The 15,743-nt window shown below is 60.6% G+C and carries 17 protein-coding genes; 6 read left to right on the top strand and 11 right to left on the bottom strand.

The window, feature by feature from the left end; translation table 11 throughout:
• The first annotated feature begins 28 nt into the window (after nucleotides 1-28).
• Entirely contained in the window at nucleotides 29-1,327 is a 1,299-nt protein-coding gene (locus PMI23_RS21230; protein WP_007913271.1) for a carbohydrate porin, read from the top strand.
• 62 nt (nucleotides 1,328-1,389) lie between these two features.
• Here PMI23_RS21230 and PMI23_RS21225 read toward each other — a convergent pair whose 3' ends face one another.
• Both PMI23_RS21225 and PMI23_RS21220 read right to left on the bottom strand, forming a co-directional pair.
• A complete protein-coding gene (locus PMI23_RS21225) occupies nucleotides 1,390-1,641 on the bottom strand; it encodes a hypothetical protein (RefSeq protein ID WP_007913274.1) in 252 nt (83 codons plus the stop codon).
• A gap of 176 nt (nucleotides 1,642-1,817) precedes the next feature.
• Complete coding sequence (locus tag PMI23_RS21220) at nucleotides 1,818-2,465, bottom strand: hydrolase (protein WP_007913276.1); 648 nt, start codon at nucleotides 2,463-2,465, stop codon at nucleotides 1,818-1,820.
• A 178-nt stretch (nucleotides 2,466-2,643) separates the two neighbouring features.
• Here PMI23_RS21220 and PMI23_RS21215 point away from each other — a divergent pair, with 178 nt between their 5' ends.
• Both PMI23_RS21215 and alaE read left to right on the top strand, forming a co-directional pair.
• The gene (locus PMI23_RS21215; RefSeq protein WP_007913278.1) at nucleotides 2,644-3,567 is read left to right on the top strand and encodes a LysR family transcriptional regulator; all 924 of its coding nucleotides are present in this window, start codon (nucleotides 2,644-2,646) and stop codon (nucleotides 3,565-3,567) included.
• 31 nt (nucleotides 3,568-3,598) lie between these two features.
• Nucleotides 3,599-4,060, top strand: a complete 462-nt coding sequence (gene alaE / locus PMI23_RS21210; RefSeq protein WP_007913280.1) for an L-alanine exporter AlaE — start codon at nucleotides 3,599-3,601, stop codon at nucleotides 4,058-4,060.
• A 6-nt stretch (nucleotides 4,061-4,066) separates the two neighbouring features.
• Here the strand turns inward: alaE and PMI23_RS21205 are convergent, their stop codons facing one another.
• The 4 genes from PMI23_RS21205 to PMI23_RS21190 form a co-directional block, all read right to left on the bottom strand.
• Nucleotides 4,067-4,720, bottom strand: coding sequence for a DUF1266 domain-containing protein (locus tag PMI23_RS21205; protein WP_007913282.1), 654 nt, complete (start codon nucleotides 4,718-4,720; stop codon nucleotides 4,067-4,069).
• 10 nt (nucleotides 4,721-4,730) lie between these two features.
• Nucleotides 4,731-5,951, bottom strand: a complete 1,221-nt coding sequence (locus PMI23_RS21200) for a hypothetical protein (protein ID WP_007913284.1) — start codon at nucleotides 5,949-5,951, stop codon at nucleotides 4,731-4,733.
• The gene (locus PMI23_RS21195; RefSeq protein WP_007913286.1) at nucleotides 5,942-8,266 is read right to left on the bottom strand and encodes a hypothetical protein; all 2,325 of its coding nucleotides are present in this window, start codon (nucleotides 8,264-8,266) and stop codon (nucleotides 5,942-5,944) included. Before PMI23_RS21195 ends, PMI23_RS21200 begins: the two co-directional genes overlap by 10 nt.
• Nucleotides 8,267-8,583: 317 nt before the next feature.
• Complete coding sequence (locus PMI23_RS21190; RefSeq protein ID WP_007913288.1) at nucleotides 8,584-8,880, bottom strand: DUF3144 domain-containing protein; 297 nt, start codon at nucleotides 8,878-8,880, stop codon at nucleotides 8,584-8,586.
• 151 nt (nucleotides 8,881-9,031) lie between these two features.
• Here PMI23_RS21190 and PMI23_RS30185 point away from each other — a divergent pair, with 151 nt between their 5' ends.
• Nucleotides 9,032-9,163, top strand: a complete 132-nt coding sequence (locus tag PMI23_RS30185; protein ID WP_256588341.1) for a hypothetical protein — start codon at nucleotides 9,032-9,034, stop codon at nucleotides 9,161-9,163.
• Between the two features lie 23 nt (nucleotides 9,164-9,186).
• Here PMI23_RS30185 and PMI23_RS21185 read toward each other — a convergent pair whose 3' ends face one another.
• The 5 genes from PMI23_RS21185 to PMI23_RS21165 all read right to left on the bottom strand — a co-directional run bounded on the left by PMI23_RS21185 (nucleotide 9,187) and on the right by PMI23_RS21165 (nucleotide 14,549).
• Nucleotides 9,187-10,533: a glutamine synthetase family protein gene (locus tag PMI23_RS21185; RefSeq protein WP_007913290.1), complete on the bottom strand. Its 1,347-nt coding sequence runs from the start codon at nucleotides 10,531-10,533 to the stop codon at nucleotides 9,187-9,189.
• Nucleotides 10,534-10,554: 21 nt separating this feature from the next.
• Nucleotides 10,555-11,112, bottom strand: a complete 558-nt coding sequence (locus PMI23_RS21180) for a helix-turn-helix domain-containing protein (RefSeq protein WP_007913292.1) — start codon at nucleotides 11,110-11,112, stop codon at nucleotides 10,555-10,557.
• Between the two features lie 25 nt (nucleotides 11,113-11,137).
• Nucleotides 11,138-12,427: an NAD(P)/FAD-dependent oxidoreductase gene (locus PMI23_RS21175; RefSeq protein WP_007913294.1), complete on the bottom strand. Its 1,290-nt coding sequence runs from the start codon at nucleotides 12,425-12,427 to the stop codon at nucleotides 11,138-11,140.
• A gap of 68 nt (nucleotides 12,428-12,495) precedes the next feature.
• A complete protein-coding gene (locus tag PMI23_RS21170; RefSeq protein WP_007913295.1) occupies nucleotides 12,496-13,830 on the bottom strand; it encodes an ATP-binding protein in 1,335 nt (444 codons plus the stop codon).
• Nucleotides 13,830-14,549: a response regulator gene (locus PMI23_RS21165; protein ID WP_007913296.1), complete on the bottom strand. Its 720-nt coding sequence runs from the start codon at nucleotides 14,547-14,549 to the stop codon at nucleotides 13,830-13,832. The genes PMI23_RS21170 and PMI23_RS21165 overlap by 1 nt, the downstream gene beginning before the upstream one ends.
• A 147-nt stretch (nucleotides 14,550-14,696) precedes the next feature.
• On the opposite strand from PMI23_RS21165, the gene PMI23_RS21160 reads away from it, so the two are divergent.
• Together PMI23_RS21160 and PMI23_RS21155 are read left to right on the top strand one after the other, a co-directional pair.
• A complete protein-coding gene (locus tag PMI23_RS21160) occupies nucleotides 14,697-15,014 on the top strand; it encodes a hypothetical protein (RefSeq protein ID WP_007913297.1) in 318 nt (105 codons plus the stop codon).
• Nucleotides 15,014-15,673 (top strand): DUF3313 domain-containing protein, encoded by a 660-nt coding sequence (locus PMI23_RS21155; protein ID WP_007913298.1) that lies wholly within the window; start codon nucleotides 15,014-15,016, stop codon nucleotides 15,671-15,673. The genes PMI23_RS21160 and PMI23_RS21155 overlap by 1 nt, the downstream gene beginning before the upstream one ends.
• Nucleotides 15,674-15,743: the final 70 nt, after the last annotated feature.

Genomic DNA, 15,743 nt, shown 5'->3' with positions numbered 1-15,743 from the left:
TGCTCAAGTTTTCTGCAGGAAGATTTACATGCTATCGGCTGTTGGTTTTTCCCGTTCCGACCTGTTCAAAGGCCTGTTGCTGGGCGTCGCGTGCACCACTACCCTCCCCGCGCTGGCCGACAACGATTCCGATCTGTTGACCCGCAGCACCCTCACCGGTGACTGGGGTGGCTTGCGTCACCAGATGGATGAACAAGGCGTCAAATTCACCGGTGATTACAGCGGTGAAATGGCTTACAACGCCGATGGCGGTTTGCATCGCTCGGCGCGCTACTCGCAGAACATCAAACTCGGCGTGCAGTTCGATCTGAGCAAACTGTACGACGTCGACAATGCCGGCAAGGTCCAGCTGACCATCAACGACCGTCGTGGCAACAGCGCCTCAGAAGATCTGGTCGGCAACCGTCTGCCGATCCAGGAAAACTACGGTGGCCTGTACACGCGCCTGACCGAACTGAGTTACGAGCGCAGCCTGTTTACCCCAGCGCTCAACGTGAAGCTCGGTTACATGGCCATGGGCAACGACCTCGGCGGCCTCGACAGCGGCATTCTGTGCAACTTCATGAACGCCGGTTTCTGCGGCCATCCGCTGAACATGTCCGGCGGCAGCGGCTGGACCAACTACCCCAATGCCCATTTGGGCGTGCGGGTGAAATACGACCTGTCGTCCTCTTGGCAACTGCGCGTGGCCGCGTTCAACGTCGATCCGGAAAGCAACGGCAACTCCAGCCGCGCCTGGCACCTTGGCCCGAAACACACCACCGGCACCGTGGTGCCGATTGAGCTGGTGTACAAACATGCGGGTGAGCTGCCTGGTGAGTACAAAGTCGGCTACTACTACGACAGCTCTGATGTAAAACGCATTGGCAGCGACGACGAAGTGTCCGGTCGTGGCGGTCATTATTTGCTGATCGATCAGGCGGTCTGGAACTCGCCGACGTCCGAGGGCCGCAGCCTGCATGCCTTCGGCCAATACTCGGCGGCCAGCGAAGCGGCTTCGCCGTTCAGCAAGTGGTATGGCACCGGGGTGGTTTTGTACAAACCATTCGAAGGTCGCCCGCGTGACACCGTCGCCCTGGGTTACGGACGCGCCGTGCCAAACCCGCGCAGCCGTGACGTGCTGCAAGACGCTGCATTGAACAACGGCACAGCGTTCCCGAACCTGGACAGCGCCGAGCAATTGATCGAACTCGGCTACGGATATCAGGCCACGCCTTGGCTGACCCTGCGCCCGAATGTGCAGTACATCATCGAGCCGGGCGCGTTTTCCGGGCAGGACATCGACAATGCGTTAGTGTTTGGTTTGCAGGTGAAAGCGGCGCTCTGACTTTCCGATTACAGGCGATAAAAAACCCGGTTCGAATGCCGGGTTTTTTATTGTCTTCAAGATCACTTTTTCTTTTTAGCCGGCTTGTCAGCCTTCTTCGAATCTTTGGCCTTCTCAGGCTTGCTATCGGCTTTCTTGGCAGATTTCTTCGGCTCGGCGTCTTTCTTCTTGTCTTTCTTGTCCTTGTCGGAGGACTTCGAAAGCGCCGAAGCCGCTGCTGATTTCTTCGCAGGTGACGACTTTTTGTCCTTCAAATCCTTGCTGGCTTTCGAAGCGTCAGCTTTGTCTTTGCTTTTCTTTTCGTCTTTAGCCACGTTGACCACCTCTCGGAGTGTGCCGGAATTGGCACATCGCCTGTGCGATTGACCACAAGCTAATCATTAGGCGAGCAGGTCCTACAGCGGTTCAGATTATTTTCAGGCGTTCGAAACAGGCCAAATGAAGGCAGCGCCGGCGATTGCCAGCGCCACCTTTAACAACGGCCCGTTACTCAGGCCTTGTTGCCAGCCTCTTGCAGCGCCTTTTCAGCATTGAATCCTTCGAAGTTTTCGAACACGCCCATAAAGCCCGGCACGGTCACCTCTCGCGCCCAGTCGCGCTGCAGTTCGCAGTACATCTGCACCCGGCTGATCAGCTTCGCACCTGCCTGTTCCATTCTGCGCAACGCCGCCTCGTGCGCGGCCAGCGACGTGCCGCCCACCGCATCGATCGGCACATAAACCTCATAGCCTTCCTGGATCGCGTCGAGCACCGGGAAGGTCAGACAGGCTTCAGTCCACAGCGCGGTCATGATCAGTTTCTTGCGCCCGAGCGCTTTGACTGCCTGCTTGAACTCGGTGTCCTCCCAACTGTTGATCGACGTGCGGTCATAGGTGGGCAGATGGCCGAGCACCGCTTGCAACTCTTGAATCGGCGGTTTGTTGCGCCCGGTCGCGACATTCACGGTCGAGTGGATGATCGGCAGGTTGTAGTTGACCGCCGCCTTCGCAACGCTGGTGATGTTGAAGACCAGTTCATCGCGAGGCATCGAGCGGATCGAAGACACCTGAACCGGTTGATAGTCGATGACGATCAATGCTGAATTCTCGGGCGTCAGCAGTTGATCGGTGTGGGGGTTGCGGATTGCTTCGCTTGCCATTTGCAGGTCCTTTTGTCTGGGTAACGCACGTGGGTGAATCGACCGGAGCCCGTGCGGTTTGTGATTCCAGAACGCACGCGAGTGACGCCGTGCCTGGAAAACCCATTGTGCTGTTCCCCTATTCGCGGCAGTAGTAGCATCCCGAGGCGAACTGTGTCGCGCCAAGGGGAACGCAAAAATGGATATCGAAGAACTGCAGACCTTCGTCGAAGTGGCGGATGCCGGAGGTATTTCACAGGCTGCGCTGCGGCTCGGGGTCTCGAAATCAATCGTCAGCCGCCGGCTGGCCCGGCTTGAAGCAGAACTGGGCGTGCAACTGCTGGCACGCTCGACGCGCGGCGCATCGCTCACCGAGGCCGGCGCGACGTTCCGCGATTACGCCGCCCGAGTCTGCAGCGAAATCGATATCGCCAGGGAAACCATCCTGCCCGCTGGCGCCCTGCGTGGCCGCCTGCGAGTAGCAGTGCCATTGTCGTTCGGGCCGACGCACTTCGCCCCGGTGCTGGCGGAAATGGCTCGCCGTCACCCTCAGTTGCACATGCAGACCTGCTACAGCGATCGCTTCGTTGACCTGATTACCGAGGGCTACGATTGCGCCATTCGCGTGGGTTATCTGCAGGACTCCAACTTGATCGCAAGGCGTATCGGCCCGGTCTACACCAAGCTCGTCGCAAGCCCGGACTACATCAAAGCCCACGGCGCCCCCGAAACCCCGGACGAACTGCAAGCCCATCAGGCTCTCATGCAAGGCACCGAAGCCTGGCAATTCATGGCGGCTGACAAGGTCATCACAGTCCGCCCGCAAGGACGCTTCAAGGCTGACAACGGCACTGCCCTCGCCGCGGCCGCGACTGCCGGCCTCGGCGTCGCCTACTTGCCCGACTGCCTCACCCACGAGCACATCGCCACGGGTGCACTCGTGCCGATCATGACCAACCATCCACCGCCCCCTGCCGGAGCCTACCTCCTCCGCGCGCCAGGCCCGCATCCCGCGCGCAAGATCCGCGTGCTCACCGAACTGCTGATCGAGTACTTCGGCGAATCTCCGCACCTCGCGGTGCAGCCGCTGTCACATCACGATGAAGCGCCGGCGTTTAACTGAAGAAAGCTGAAGCCATGAAAGGAGAATTGAGGTGCCGCAACGCCTGCAACAGCCAACGCGTCGGACTGCATTTATTGCAGACACCACAGCGCTGATCCTGTTTTTCACCACCACCGGGATCATCAATGAACGTTTCATTGCCGGCATGACCTGGGATCAGGTTCTCCAGGCGCGCCTGCTGGGCGCGGTGCTGATGATTCCAGTCGCGCGACCTTACGGCCTATGGCGCGATTGGGTGATGACGCGAGCCAGTGAGGGTCGGTTGTCCAGAGTGCTCTGGGACAGTGTTGCCCTCGTCAGTTTTCAGGTGCCTATCTATGCGGCGATCATTGCCTTCAGTGGTGCATCAGGAGCCGGCCTGCTGCGTGGCACGCTTGGCGCGGCGGTGATGATGCTCGTGCTGGGGCGACCTTATGGGGCGTTTCTTAACGGCGTGCGCAAGCTGTTTGGCCTGCCGCCGGGCGGGGACAGGCCGATGTCATTGAAGGAGTAGTCGGGGTTACCTCACCAGAACCGGGTTCAACGCTGCTGGCGTTCGCCAGGTTACGTCAGCCCAAGCCCCACCGCCGGGCGCCAGCAGCTGACGCAGTTGCGGCTCGTCAAACGCTTCGCCCAGCGAGTCGACGCGAAACGTCGCGACCCATTGCTTGCGCCCCGACTGATAGGCCTTGCCGAAATCTTCCCAACTGTCGAAACAGTCCTGCGCCCGCTGCGCATTGAGCAGCAGCACGCGCCAGGCAAGGTCAGGCTCGAGCCAACGCATAAGCAGCGCACACCGGACCAGAAACGTCACCCGCACGCAGGCAAAAGCCATGGCCGCACGCGGGTCATCGGTGGCTGTCAGCGCCTGCAAATCGAGGCCAAACCACTGCTGATCGAGCGTCGCACTGAAGTGCGCCCGCACCGCCTCGTCATTGCTGTTGCTGCGGATCCCGGCCTGGTGCAGCAACGCTGCCCGCAGGATCGTCTGCGATTGCTCGGTGAAGTGATCGCACGCCGGGGAGTAGAAACCCTCGACGGCCATCGCATCGACCATGGGCCGGGCCAGCAGCAGCGACCAGTGTTTGCGCGGGCTGAACAATGAGGCGCCGCGAGGTCTGAACGCTCGCCACAACAACCAGCTTGAAACAACCACTGTGATAAGCAAAAACATGTCGGTTTCCTTACCTTGCCCGCGCCTGCCAGGCCTGGATTTCCTCCACCAGCCGCGAGGACATGTCCGGCCACGGCACACCTTCGGTCAGGTACTGCGGGTCATTCGGCTGATGCTCAATGCGCTTGCTGAAAATATGCCGGGTCGCGTACCTGACCGATACCGCTTGCGGGGCCACCTGCAAGAACTGCTGCGGCTGACGTCCGGCCACCAGCCATTCGACCATGGCCGAAGGCGCATCGAGGCGCTCGTACAATTGCGGATAGCGGGCCACCAGCCGAGTCTGGGCGGTCGGGTCGTTGACCTCTTCGATGCGCAGCCAGCCCGCGTCGGTGCGCACAATGCCGATGGCGATGCAGTCGGCGGGCGTCTGCTCGTCGGTGTCCAGGGCATTCAGACACTGAAGCAGGTCCGGGTAATAACGCTCGACCGGCGGCCGGTTCTGCTTGCCCTTGACCTGCTCGACAGTCAACGTACCGTCGTCCTGGACGATCAGGCTGATAGTAATGTGCGGCTGGCCTTGGCCGTCGCGCAGACTGAACACGCGCATGCGCTGCTCTTCCACTGCTTCGGCGTAGCGTTCACCGTAGCCGCCGGTCAAGGCGCGGCGATCGGCAAACTGGCCCAGGCAGTGGCGCATCACGTAACTTTCAAAGGCCATTTCCGCACGCAGCAAATCACTCTCGGGCCGCAGCTCCTGCAATACGTGCTCAGCGGTGGTCACTCGCGTGAGCAACGCCTCAGGCTGGCTCTGACACCAGCCCTGCTCGACCCGCGCAGCCATTTGCGCATGCTCCTTTTGCCACAGCGCCAGTGCCTGCGGGCAGTTGATCCGGTCAAGCTTGCCTGCCAGCGCGGTGCCCTGACGCGAGGTCAGGAACTCCACCAGCAAGGTCTCCTCGGCCAGCAGCGGCGATTGCTGCGGATCGACCCAGACCAACGGCGCGAACGCCTGCTGCGAAGCTTTGCCGGCGTCGCTTAAATGTTTGGCCACCCAGGACGGCGGCTCGGCGCCCAATGCCTCGACAGCCTGCTCCAACGTCAGGATGCGCCGCGCAGGTTCGAAGTTACCGACCAGATGACGATAGAAATGGTTGAGCAACCATTTGCTCACCTCTGGCGTATCTCCGCGAGCCTTACTGCGCTCGGCAATGCCGCGCTTGAGTTGATCGGCATTGAGTGCGTTGCGCGGGGCGTAACCGGACTGGCGCTGCGCAGGTGTCACTTCCATATCTGCCACCAGGCCTTGCGGGCCGATTTTGCCGGCGCCTGCAGTTCGGCGATGAACTGGCGAAACTTTTCATTGTTGCCCTGATCCACCTGGCTGTTCGGATCACTGCGCAGGATCGCGCGCTGGTAATAGGCCACGGCCTCTTCTTTGCGCCCGAGTCCCTTGAGCACATCACCGGCACAGCCCAGCAGGGTTGGTTCGTCGCCTTCGTTGATGAGCTGCGCGTAACGCAACCACAGGCTGGTGGCCGCCTCCGGCAGGCAGTACGACAGGTAAAAGGCAATTTTCATCCGTGCGAACAGCGGCGAATACTCCAGCTCTTTGTCGCTGATTTCGCGCTCTTCCTGCCATTTGAGAATGCGCTCCAGCCAGACCGGAATCTCGCGTTCGCGGTCCAGCCAGTACAGGGCGCGGGTGACGTCCTGTATGTATTCTTCTGGATCGTGACGGCTATAGCCGTAGTCGGCCGCGTAGTGCCAAAGCTGTTCGGCGGCGTCGGCGATGCCCTGGTTATCCTTCAGTTCGATGCGGTTGCGGAGGATGCCCTGATAATGTTCGGCGAACGAGCTGGCGGCGATGCCGCGGGTATGCAACTCAAGGGCCTGCTCAACGAGTTGTTCGTTGTAGCAGCGGTAATTGATCGCGAGGTTGTTGCACAGCATCGAGTACAGGTGCGCGCAGGCATCGAAGCGATGTCCGCGGCCGCTGGCGAAGCATTGCTCCATACGGGCCTGACCGAGTTCATAGGCAAGTTTTTGGACTTCGCGCAGCCGCCACCAGGTCGGCTCGGCCTCCTCGCTCGTGAGATCCTCGACATGCGTTTCGACCAGGTCCTCGAGGGCATTCGCGAACTGGTAGTAGTACATGCCAGCGGCCATGGGCGGCAAAGGCTGGCGCAGGGCATCGGCAATGCCGTGCACATCGGCGTGGGCACTGAACAGGCTGAAGACGCTGCGGTTGTCCTGCATAGCGCCGGCCGAGACGGCCTCGCGCAGCATCGTCAGTTGAGTGTTGGCGTCGATGCGACCGGCCTGATGTTCGCGCACCGCCATCAGGCGGGTAATCCATGGGTGGTTCGGCGAGCGGCGTTCGGTCTCTGCCAGCGCTTGGTCGAAAACGTTGTCGATTTGTTCAAGGTCATTGCGCGCAGCATGTAGAGCATCGAGCAACGGGCCCAGCGACGGTGTCGACTCGTCACGCCACGGCAGGCCGGAAAGGAACTGCTCCAGCACCGTTTGATCGTCACAGGCACGCATCACGCACAACGGCCACCACGCGGACTGATCCTCGGCATCGAGCAGGCGATCGTGGACCCAATAGGCCGTGCCCGGCCACAATTCGCCGCGCATTTCATAGATTTCCATGAACGCACGTTGCCCGGCCTCTTCGATCTGGCCGTTTTCCAGCAGCCAGGGCAGATGGAAATCAACGAAGTTGTCACCGCCGCTGGATTCCAGGCTCAGGGTTGCCACTTCACAGATTGCCAATGCGCCGGCCAGGTTGCCCTGAGCCTGCAGGGAGCGCGCGGCCAGACGCGCCAGACGCACTTCCCATTCCCGGCGCTGGGGCAGCGACAATTCGGCGATCAAGCGCACCACCGGTTGCTCGAACATCGCCAGACGCAATGGCACGATTTCGATCAGCGCATTGCCCAGCCACAGCCAGTCGTTAGCGTCGACGTCCTGCTCTTCGTCAGCGGTGCGCAATGCGGCAATTGCCGCCAGCGCGGCTTCGCGCGCCTCTTCCTCACGTTCATGGTTGGCCAGCACCTGCGCCCGGCGCCGGTACTGATCAGCATCGTCCCAGGCCCGCAGGGCGTGACGGTCCGGGTTGACCTGGGCCAAGGTGTGACGCACCTCGATAGCCTTGAGGGCGACGTCGACGGTGGCGTGCTGCAGATCATCGAAAATGCGGTAGCGCCGGTACTGCTCGATATCGAACGGCAGGGGCTCGTGGGTCAATTGCTGGAGGGTGTCGAGCGTCAGCAACAGGCCCTGCTCGTCTTTGAGGTAGTTGCCCAGTCGCAGCTGGTAAATCAGCAGATTGACCTTGAGCTCGTTGCGCGCGTCGTCAGGCGTAATCTCGATCAGTGCCTGTCCGTCGTCGGCCAATACCGCTTTGGCCCTGTCAGCATCACCGGCGTTGACCCACAGCCCGTGCAGACGGCCAATCGACTCCAGCGAGGCCGCCCTGAGCGGCTGGGCGCGCAACTGGTCCAGCAGATAGTCGGCACCGTGCTCCTCATGCTCGACCTCAAGACGATCCATCAATTGATCCAGCTGGATGCCGGACAGCACGGTACTGTTTTGCGTCATTGTGAACTCCATTTGCGAATGACTGTGCATCGCCCGATGCATCCTGCGTCGGCGCCCTCGAGTGGGCAGCGGGGACTCGTTTACGTCTGCCAGTGACCGGCAAAATGACGACAAGGATCGGGTAATACAGCGAGGTGGCGCACGCTACCAGTTGGCGTTTGAAAAACCAAGTATGCGGGTGGGGCGCAATCCGTGATTGGAGTGCAAACAGTGGACGGGCACGATATCACTGGTTTGACAGCTCACTGCAAACGCTCCTTCGATCAGGACCATTGAGATCAGGCTGTACCTCATCGATTGAGGACCCGCCCTACCCGTCAAACGTTTTTCGCGGTCATGTACTGGCTGAAATTGTTGATGTGGTCGTCAAGGTTATCCTCAAGCATCATCCGGTACTGCTCACAGAAATACTTCAACATCGCTTCGCGAGCCTGTGCCATTTCTTCGCCCGACTTGAAACTGCGCGCGCTCACCCAGGCGTTGAATCGAGTGGTGCCGAACATCATCGACGCGCTGACTTTGCCAAGGTTTTCGAACACTTTCAGCTGCTCGTTCGACAGGTTTATATGCGCATCGGCGCGATCGTAGAATGCATCATCGGTCGTATCGGTCATTGCTGATTACCTGTCTGTCAGTGTCGGGAAATTGCGTAATTGGAACACTTCCCGCTTTGGCTCGCTACGCCCCAAGAGTGCTGACAAGCACGTCAGTGGCCTGTATCACTGTGTGCTCCCCATCCAATATTCCACGCCCGGGCGCCAATCCATGAATACCTTCCAAGCCGCAAATGGCCATCTGATGATTGAATTAGGCGACTTGTCTGATGCCGACTGGAAGGCGCTGGAGCGCAAACTGGTGAATGTCTGGGGGTTTCGCTGCAAACGTCACCACTGTTGACGCCCTCGTGACGATCCCGTCACTCACAAATACCAGCGATATTCTCGCGCACTGATTTCCTGCATAAACGCCAAATGATCCTGCCGTTTGTTCTCGCAATACACATCGACAAACTCCGCGCCTAATCCCTCACGCAATTGCGGCTGATGCTGCATCGCACGCACGGCTTCGAACATCTCCTTGGGGAAATCGATCCCGCTGTTGCGGTCTTCATTCAGCGGTACGATCGGTTCTTTACCCGACTCCAGCCCGTGTTCAAGCCCCACCAGAATCGCCGCCAACACCAGATACGGATTGGCATCCGCGCCCGCCAGCCGATATTCAACGCGCAAATTCTTCGCGTCCGACTCCGGAATGCGCAGGCACGCATCGCGATCCTCAAAACCCCAACTGGCTTTGGTCGCGGTGTTCACCGTGCCGCCTAAACGGCGCATCGAGTTCTGGTTCGGGGCGAAGATAGGCATGCTGTGCGGCAGCAACTCCAGGCATCCAGCGATTGCATGGCGTAGCGGCTGCTGCTCATTCGCGGCTAGCAGATTATTGCCCGCCGAATCGTAGAGGCTGACATGCACATGCATGCCACTGCCCGGATGCTGCAAGTACGGCTTGGCCATGAAACTGGCGCGGTAGCCGTGTTTAAGCGCAACGCCCCGCGTGCTGCGGCAGAACAACGCCGCCCAGTCGGCGGCACGTAAACCGTCATCGAGATGGCCGAAGTTGATTTCAAACTGACCGGGGCCGAGTTCTGCGGTGATCACCGTGGCGTCGATGCCCTGCGCCCGTGTGGCTTCGACCATTTCATCCAGCACCGGCGCGAAGCGTGAGAGGCGTTCGATGTGCAGGTTCGGTTGATCATCGGCGTCGTCAGTCAGGTCGTCGCGGGGGAATTGCGGCAAGCCATCGCGCAGCTTTTTGTCGAACAGGTAGAACTCCAGTTCGAACGCCACCACCGGGTGAATGCCTTTGCGCGCCAGGCGCTTGAGCACTTGCGCGAGGACTTCACGGGGTTCGAACTCGATCGGCTTTTCGGTGCCGTCCGACGTGATCAGCATCTGCCCCAGCGGCTGCGCTTCCCATGTCACCGGTTTCAGTGTGCCCGGCACCAGACGGCGCACGGCATCCGGGTCGCCGTCGTTGAAGCAGTAATCGCCAATCGGGAACAAGCCACCCTGCACGCCCAACAGTACGCAATTCTGCGGCAGCTTCAGTACGCTGCCGGCGGCGACTTTTTCGAGCATGTCTACCGGGTAACGCTTGCCGTAAAAGTGCCCGGGAATGTCCAGGCAAATCAGGTCGACATAACGCACCTCGGGGTAGCGTTGGCGAAAGGCACGCACTTCGGCGAGCAGGTCAGCGCAGACAGCGTCCATCGTGTTCATCCTTTGTTGTGATCAGGTGTAGACCCAGAGCACGCGGGTCAGCTGCTCGGTGAGGTTGCCGTAGCGGCAGCGGGTATGGCTGTCGAATTGAAAGCTGTCACCAGCCTTCAGCGTGGTCGGTTCTTCGTCGTCGCCCAGCCACAGCGTCAGTTCGCCTTCGAGGACGTAACCACCCTGCTCCGAGCTGTCGGTCAGATGGCGATCACCGCTGCTGGCGCCGGCTTCGAGATGACTTTCGAGCATGGAGAACGAGGCGCGAATCTGCGGCGACACCAGAATGTCGGTGATGCCGTTGGCGTAATACAGCGTGCGGCGCTCGTCCGGGCGCGTGACCCACGGCAGCTCTTTAGGCTTGGGCAGGCTGTAGAAATAAGTGGTCGGCACGCCGAAGGTTTCACTGATCGCGGTGAGATCCGCCACGGTTGGCCGCGACAAGCCGCGCTCGACCTGCGAGAGGAAACCCACCGAACGGCCGATCTTGTCGGCCAGTTCCTTCAGGGTCCATTTCTTGTGCTTGCGCAGGTCGTGGATGAGGATCGCCAGCGCGGCGATTTCTTCTTGCTTGTTCATGCCATGGATTCCGAAAAAGGTCTCATCAAATACTGTCGCGCAGGCGATACCAGGCTTTGCCAATCGCCTCCAGCGGTGCCGCGAAATGTTTGCCACCGGGGAAACGGCCATTACTCAGGCCCTGGTACAACGCCAGTTCATCGGCATCACCGAGAATCGCATCGGACACCGCACGCGCGGCGGCCAATGTCGGCAGAACGCCGTGGCCCGAGTAGCCTTGCAGCCAATATCGATTGCCCACGCCGCCGACATCGGGTGTGCGGTTCATCGTCAGGTCGATATGCCCACCCCAGGCAAACTCGATACCGACGCCCTTGAGCTGCGGGAACACCCGCTCAAGAAACGGTCGGGTCGCTGCCGCAATGTCTTTGGGCATGCCACCGAGATACGTACAGCCGCCGCCGAACAACAGACGGTTATCCGGCGTGCGCCTGAAGTAATCGAGGACGAACTGGTTGTCGGTCACGCAGACATTGCGCGGCAACAGCGCGGTGGCCTGCTCGGATGTCAGTGGTGCGGTGGCCACTTGGTAAGTGCCCACCGGCAGAATGCAGCTGGACAGTTGCGGGTCGAGTTCATCGAGGTAAGCGTTGCACGCCAGCACCAGCACATCGGCGCGCACCGCACCGCGCTCGGTGTTGACGCGGAAACCGTCGCGCTGCTCCTGATAACTCAACGCTTTGCTTTGTTCATGGATACGCCCGCCGGCTCGCTCGATGGCATCCGCCAGGCCCAGCGCCAGTTTCAGTGGATTGAGGTGCGCGCCCTCAGGGTCGTAAAGCCCGGCCTGATAGCGATCAGTGGCCACCCATTCCGGCAGTTGTTCACGGGGAATGAACTGCAACCCATCGTGGCCCCATTTGTGGCTGGCCTCGTGTTGCCATTCGCTGAGCAGACTGACCCGCCGTGGCATCACCGAAGTCCACAAATGCCCGGGACGATAGTCGCAATCGAAACCATGCCGCCCGGGCAAGTCGCGTAATTCCCCGGCGGCCCAGCGCATGCCATCCCAAAGCCGTCTGGCCCGTTGATGGCCCAACGCAGCTTCCAGCGGCGGCATGTCACATGACCAACCAAGAATCGCCTGCCCGCCGTTACGCCCCGACGCGGCCCACGCCACGCGACTGGCTTCGAGCACCACCACGCGTTTGCCGGCCAACGCCAGACGCAACGCCGTGTGCAAGCCACTGAAACCGGCACCGATGATCACCACGTCAGCGTCATGCTGGCCTTCCAGCACAGCGCGGTTGCTCAGAATATCCGCGCAACTATGGGCGTAATAGCTGTCGACGTGCTGGCTGGATTGCTGAAACATGCGCGACCTCATGAAATTATCTTTTTATAATTTCATGAAAATCTACAGAATAAATTTCACGCCAGCAACTATCCGTTACGCGGCAACTCAACCCGCGCCAGCAATCCTTGGCCGCTACGGTTGCTCAACGTCAGTTCTCCGCCCTGCTCGCGCACAATCGCCCGCGCCGCCGACAGCCCCAAGCCTACGCCTCCGGTGTCGCGGTTGCGCGAAGCCTCCAGGCGAAAGAACGGATCGAACACCTGCTCCAACGCCGCTTCGGGGATACCGGGGCCTTCGTCGCTGACCTCGATACAGATCGAATACTCATCACACTTCAATGCGATGCCCGGACGCTGCGCATACTTCAGCGCATTCTCCAGCAGATTGACGATCACCCGTTTGATCCCCAGCGGTCGCCCTTCGTACACCAGATGCGCCGGGCCATCGAAATCGACATTGATGTGCTGATCGCGGTAGTCGTCGACGATGGTTTGCAGCAGCTCCGACAGATCGAATGCCGTGGTCTGCTCGCGGTGCGTGTCTTCGCGGAAGAACGCCAGCGCGGCGTTGATCATCGACTGCATCTCTTCAACGTCGCGAATCAATTTGCCCTGATGATCGAGGTCTTCCATGAATTCACTGCGCAAACGCATGCGTGTCAGCGGTGCGCGCAGGTCGTGGGAAATTGACGCGAGCATGTGCGTGCGCTCGGCGATGAAGTGCTGGATCTGTGCCTGCATGGTGTTGAAGGCGATGATCGCCTGACGAATTTCGTCGGGGCCTTCGAGTTTGATCGGCGGTGCGCGCAGGTCAGTGCCGAAGCGTCTGGCGGCACGCGTGAAACGCTGCAACGGATTGGCCAGTTGCCGGGTGGCGACCCAGGCGACGAGCAATGTGGCAATCAGTCCCAACGCGATGACGATCACGATACGCACGCCAAACTCCAGACCCCAACTGCGCTCCGGCGGGATAAATGACAACCAACTGCCATCGACCAATTGCACGACGGCGGCGTAATGCGCCTGGGGACTGCCGTTCGGCCAGTCGCCTGGGCTGAACACCTCGATTTTTCGATCATTGCCCAGCAGTTGCTGCAGCACCGGCACCCTGCTCGCTGGCAGGCGAAGGCCGTCATTGGGCAGATCGAAATCCGCGCGCTGTGCTTGCCACGACACGTGCAGCATGGCGCTGCTCGCGGCGGCGGCCAGTTGCGGGCGCAGGTTGGCCGGGGCCGCTTCGATCACCCGCGAGGTCGCGGCAATCTGTTCCAGCAGGCCGGTGCGTTCAATCGGTGGCCGCGCCCAGATGCCGGCGACTTGCACGAACAGCGCATTCAACGCCAGAGACGCGACCATCGCGGCCACGATGGTCAGGGCGATGTGCCGGCGCAGGGTGTCGCCGCGCAACAGTCGGCGGATCATCAGCGGCTGACCTTGGCGGTGAACAGATAACCGCCGTTGCGCACCGTACGAATCAGGTCCGGGCGCTTGCTGTCCGGTTCGATCTTGCGGCGCAGGCGGCTGACTTGCACATCGATGCTGCGATCGAAGGCGTCATGGCCGTGGCCGTGAGTCAGGTCGATCAACTGTTCGCGGGTGAGAATGCGCTGCGGGTGATCGAGGAAGACCACGAGTAAATCGAACTCGCCGCCGGACAGCGGAATCATCACGTTTTCCGGCGAGCGCAATTCGCGACAGGTGATGTCCAGATGCCAACCGGCGAAACCGATCACCGGGCGTGAAGGCTCGACCGGGCTGCGCTGTTCGCCAGCGCGGCGCTGCAAGGCACGTATGCGAGCGAGCAATTCCTGCGGGGCGAACGGTTTGGTCAGGTAATCGTCGGCGCCCAACTCCAGACCGACAATGCGATCGCTCAGCTCGGCCATGGCCGTGAGCATGATGATCGGAATGCCCAGCTGCGCGCGCACCTTTTGGCACAGGCTCAGGCCGCTTTCGCCGGGCATCATCAGGTCAAGAATGATCGTGTCCGGACGGTTCTGCGCGATCGCCGCCCACATGGCCTCGCCGTGCGGCGCCACGTCGACTTCATAGGCGTGCTGCACGAAGAACTTCTTCAGCAGCGCGAGAATTTCCACGTCGTCGTCGACGAACAGCAGTCTGCTCACAGTTACAGAATCCATGCACCAAAAAAAGCCAATCTAAAGCCATTTCGCCGCCCGGGTCATTTATTTCAATCGAGCAACATTTCTACCCGCCAGACATCAAGCGGACATTCTCTGGCAAAACCTCGCGGGCATTCTGCGGCCATTCCAATCCAGGGGGTTCGCATGAAGCTATTGAACGACAACCATTGCGCCGGGGGGCACAACAGCAATCGTCCCTTGATCCTCAGCCAGCGCACCGCCGCGCTCGGCCCTGATACGCCGATTGTGTTCCAGGAGTCATGCCTGAGCGTGTCCAGCGATCAGAGCCGGATCGTCCTGCGCCGCTACTTCGAGCAATTCAGCCCGACCAATGCGCACTGGGTCGAATACGTCCACAGCATTGCCGCCGCCGACCTGATCCAATGGATCATGAGCCACGGCCAGTTGCACATCGAATGCTCGGATAGCATCGCCACGCAACCTCACAAGGAAACCCGTTAATGACCCGCACGCATTCGCTGTCGCTGGCCCTCGCCACCACCCTGAGCCTGTCGGCCTGCAGCAGTAACAAGGTCGAACACAGCGGTTTTCTGCATGACTACAGCGTGTTGAGCGAGCGCCAGTCACCGTCCGGTCAGCCTGTATTGGCGTGGGTCAGCCCGGCCCTCGCCCGGGGTCGATACACGCAGGTTTATCTGGCGCCGAGCCAGTTTTACCCGAGCGCCGAGCCGACTCTGCGAATTCCGCTGAGCACATTGTCTGGGGTCACCGACTACTACGACGCCGCGCTCAGGCTGGAGTTGGGCAAGGTCATGCATCTGGTCAATCAACCGGGGCCGAATACGCTGGTGGTGCGCCCCGCCATCACCCAAGTGGCGACCAGCACTCAGGGTTTGCGCTTTTATGAGTGGCTGCCCGTCACCCTCGTCGCTGCGGGCGTAAGCACGGCGACTGGCATCCGTGATCAGGACAGTGAAGTTGCCACCGAGGTGTCTTTCGAGGACGGTTCGACCGGCGAAGTGATTGCCGAAGTTATACGCAAAGGCACTGGTGTGCCGCTGGAGAACGACAAACAGGTGCTGACTGCCGACGACGTCAAAGTGGTGCTGGATGGCTGGGCCAGCGACCTGCGGCAATCGTATACGGCCATCCGCCGATAAACACATTTCCCCTGTAGGCGCTGCCGAAGGCTGCGATCTTGTTGGAACGCGGAGCGTCCCCGGCTGCATT

It is taken from the genome of Pseudomonas sp. GM24, from assembly GCF_000282235.1.
In the GTDB taxonomy this organism is placed as follows: Bacteria; Pseudomonadota; Gammaproteobacteria; order Pseudomonadales; family Pseudomonadaceae; genus Aquipseudomonas.
Note: the sequence above shows the minus strand (reverse complement) of the source record. Positions and strands in the feature narration are given on the sequence as shown.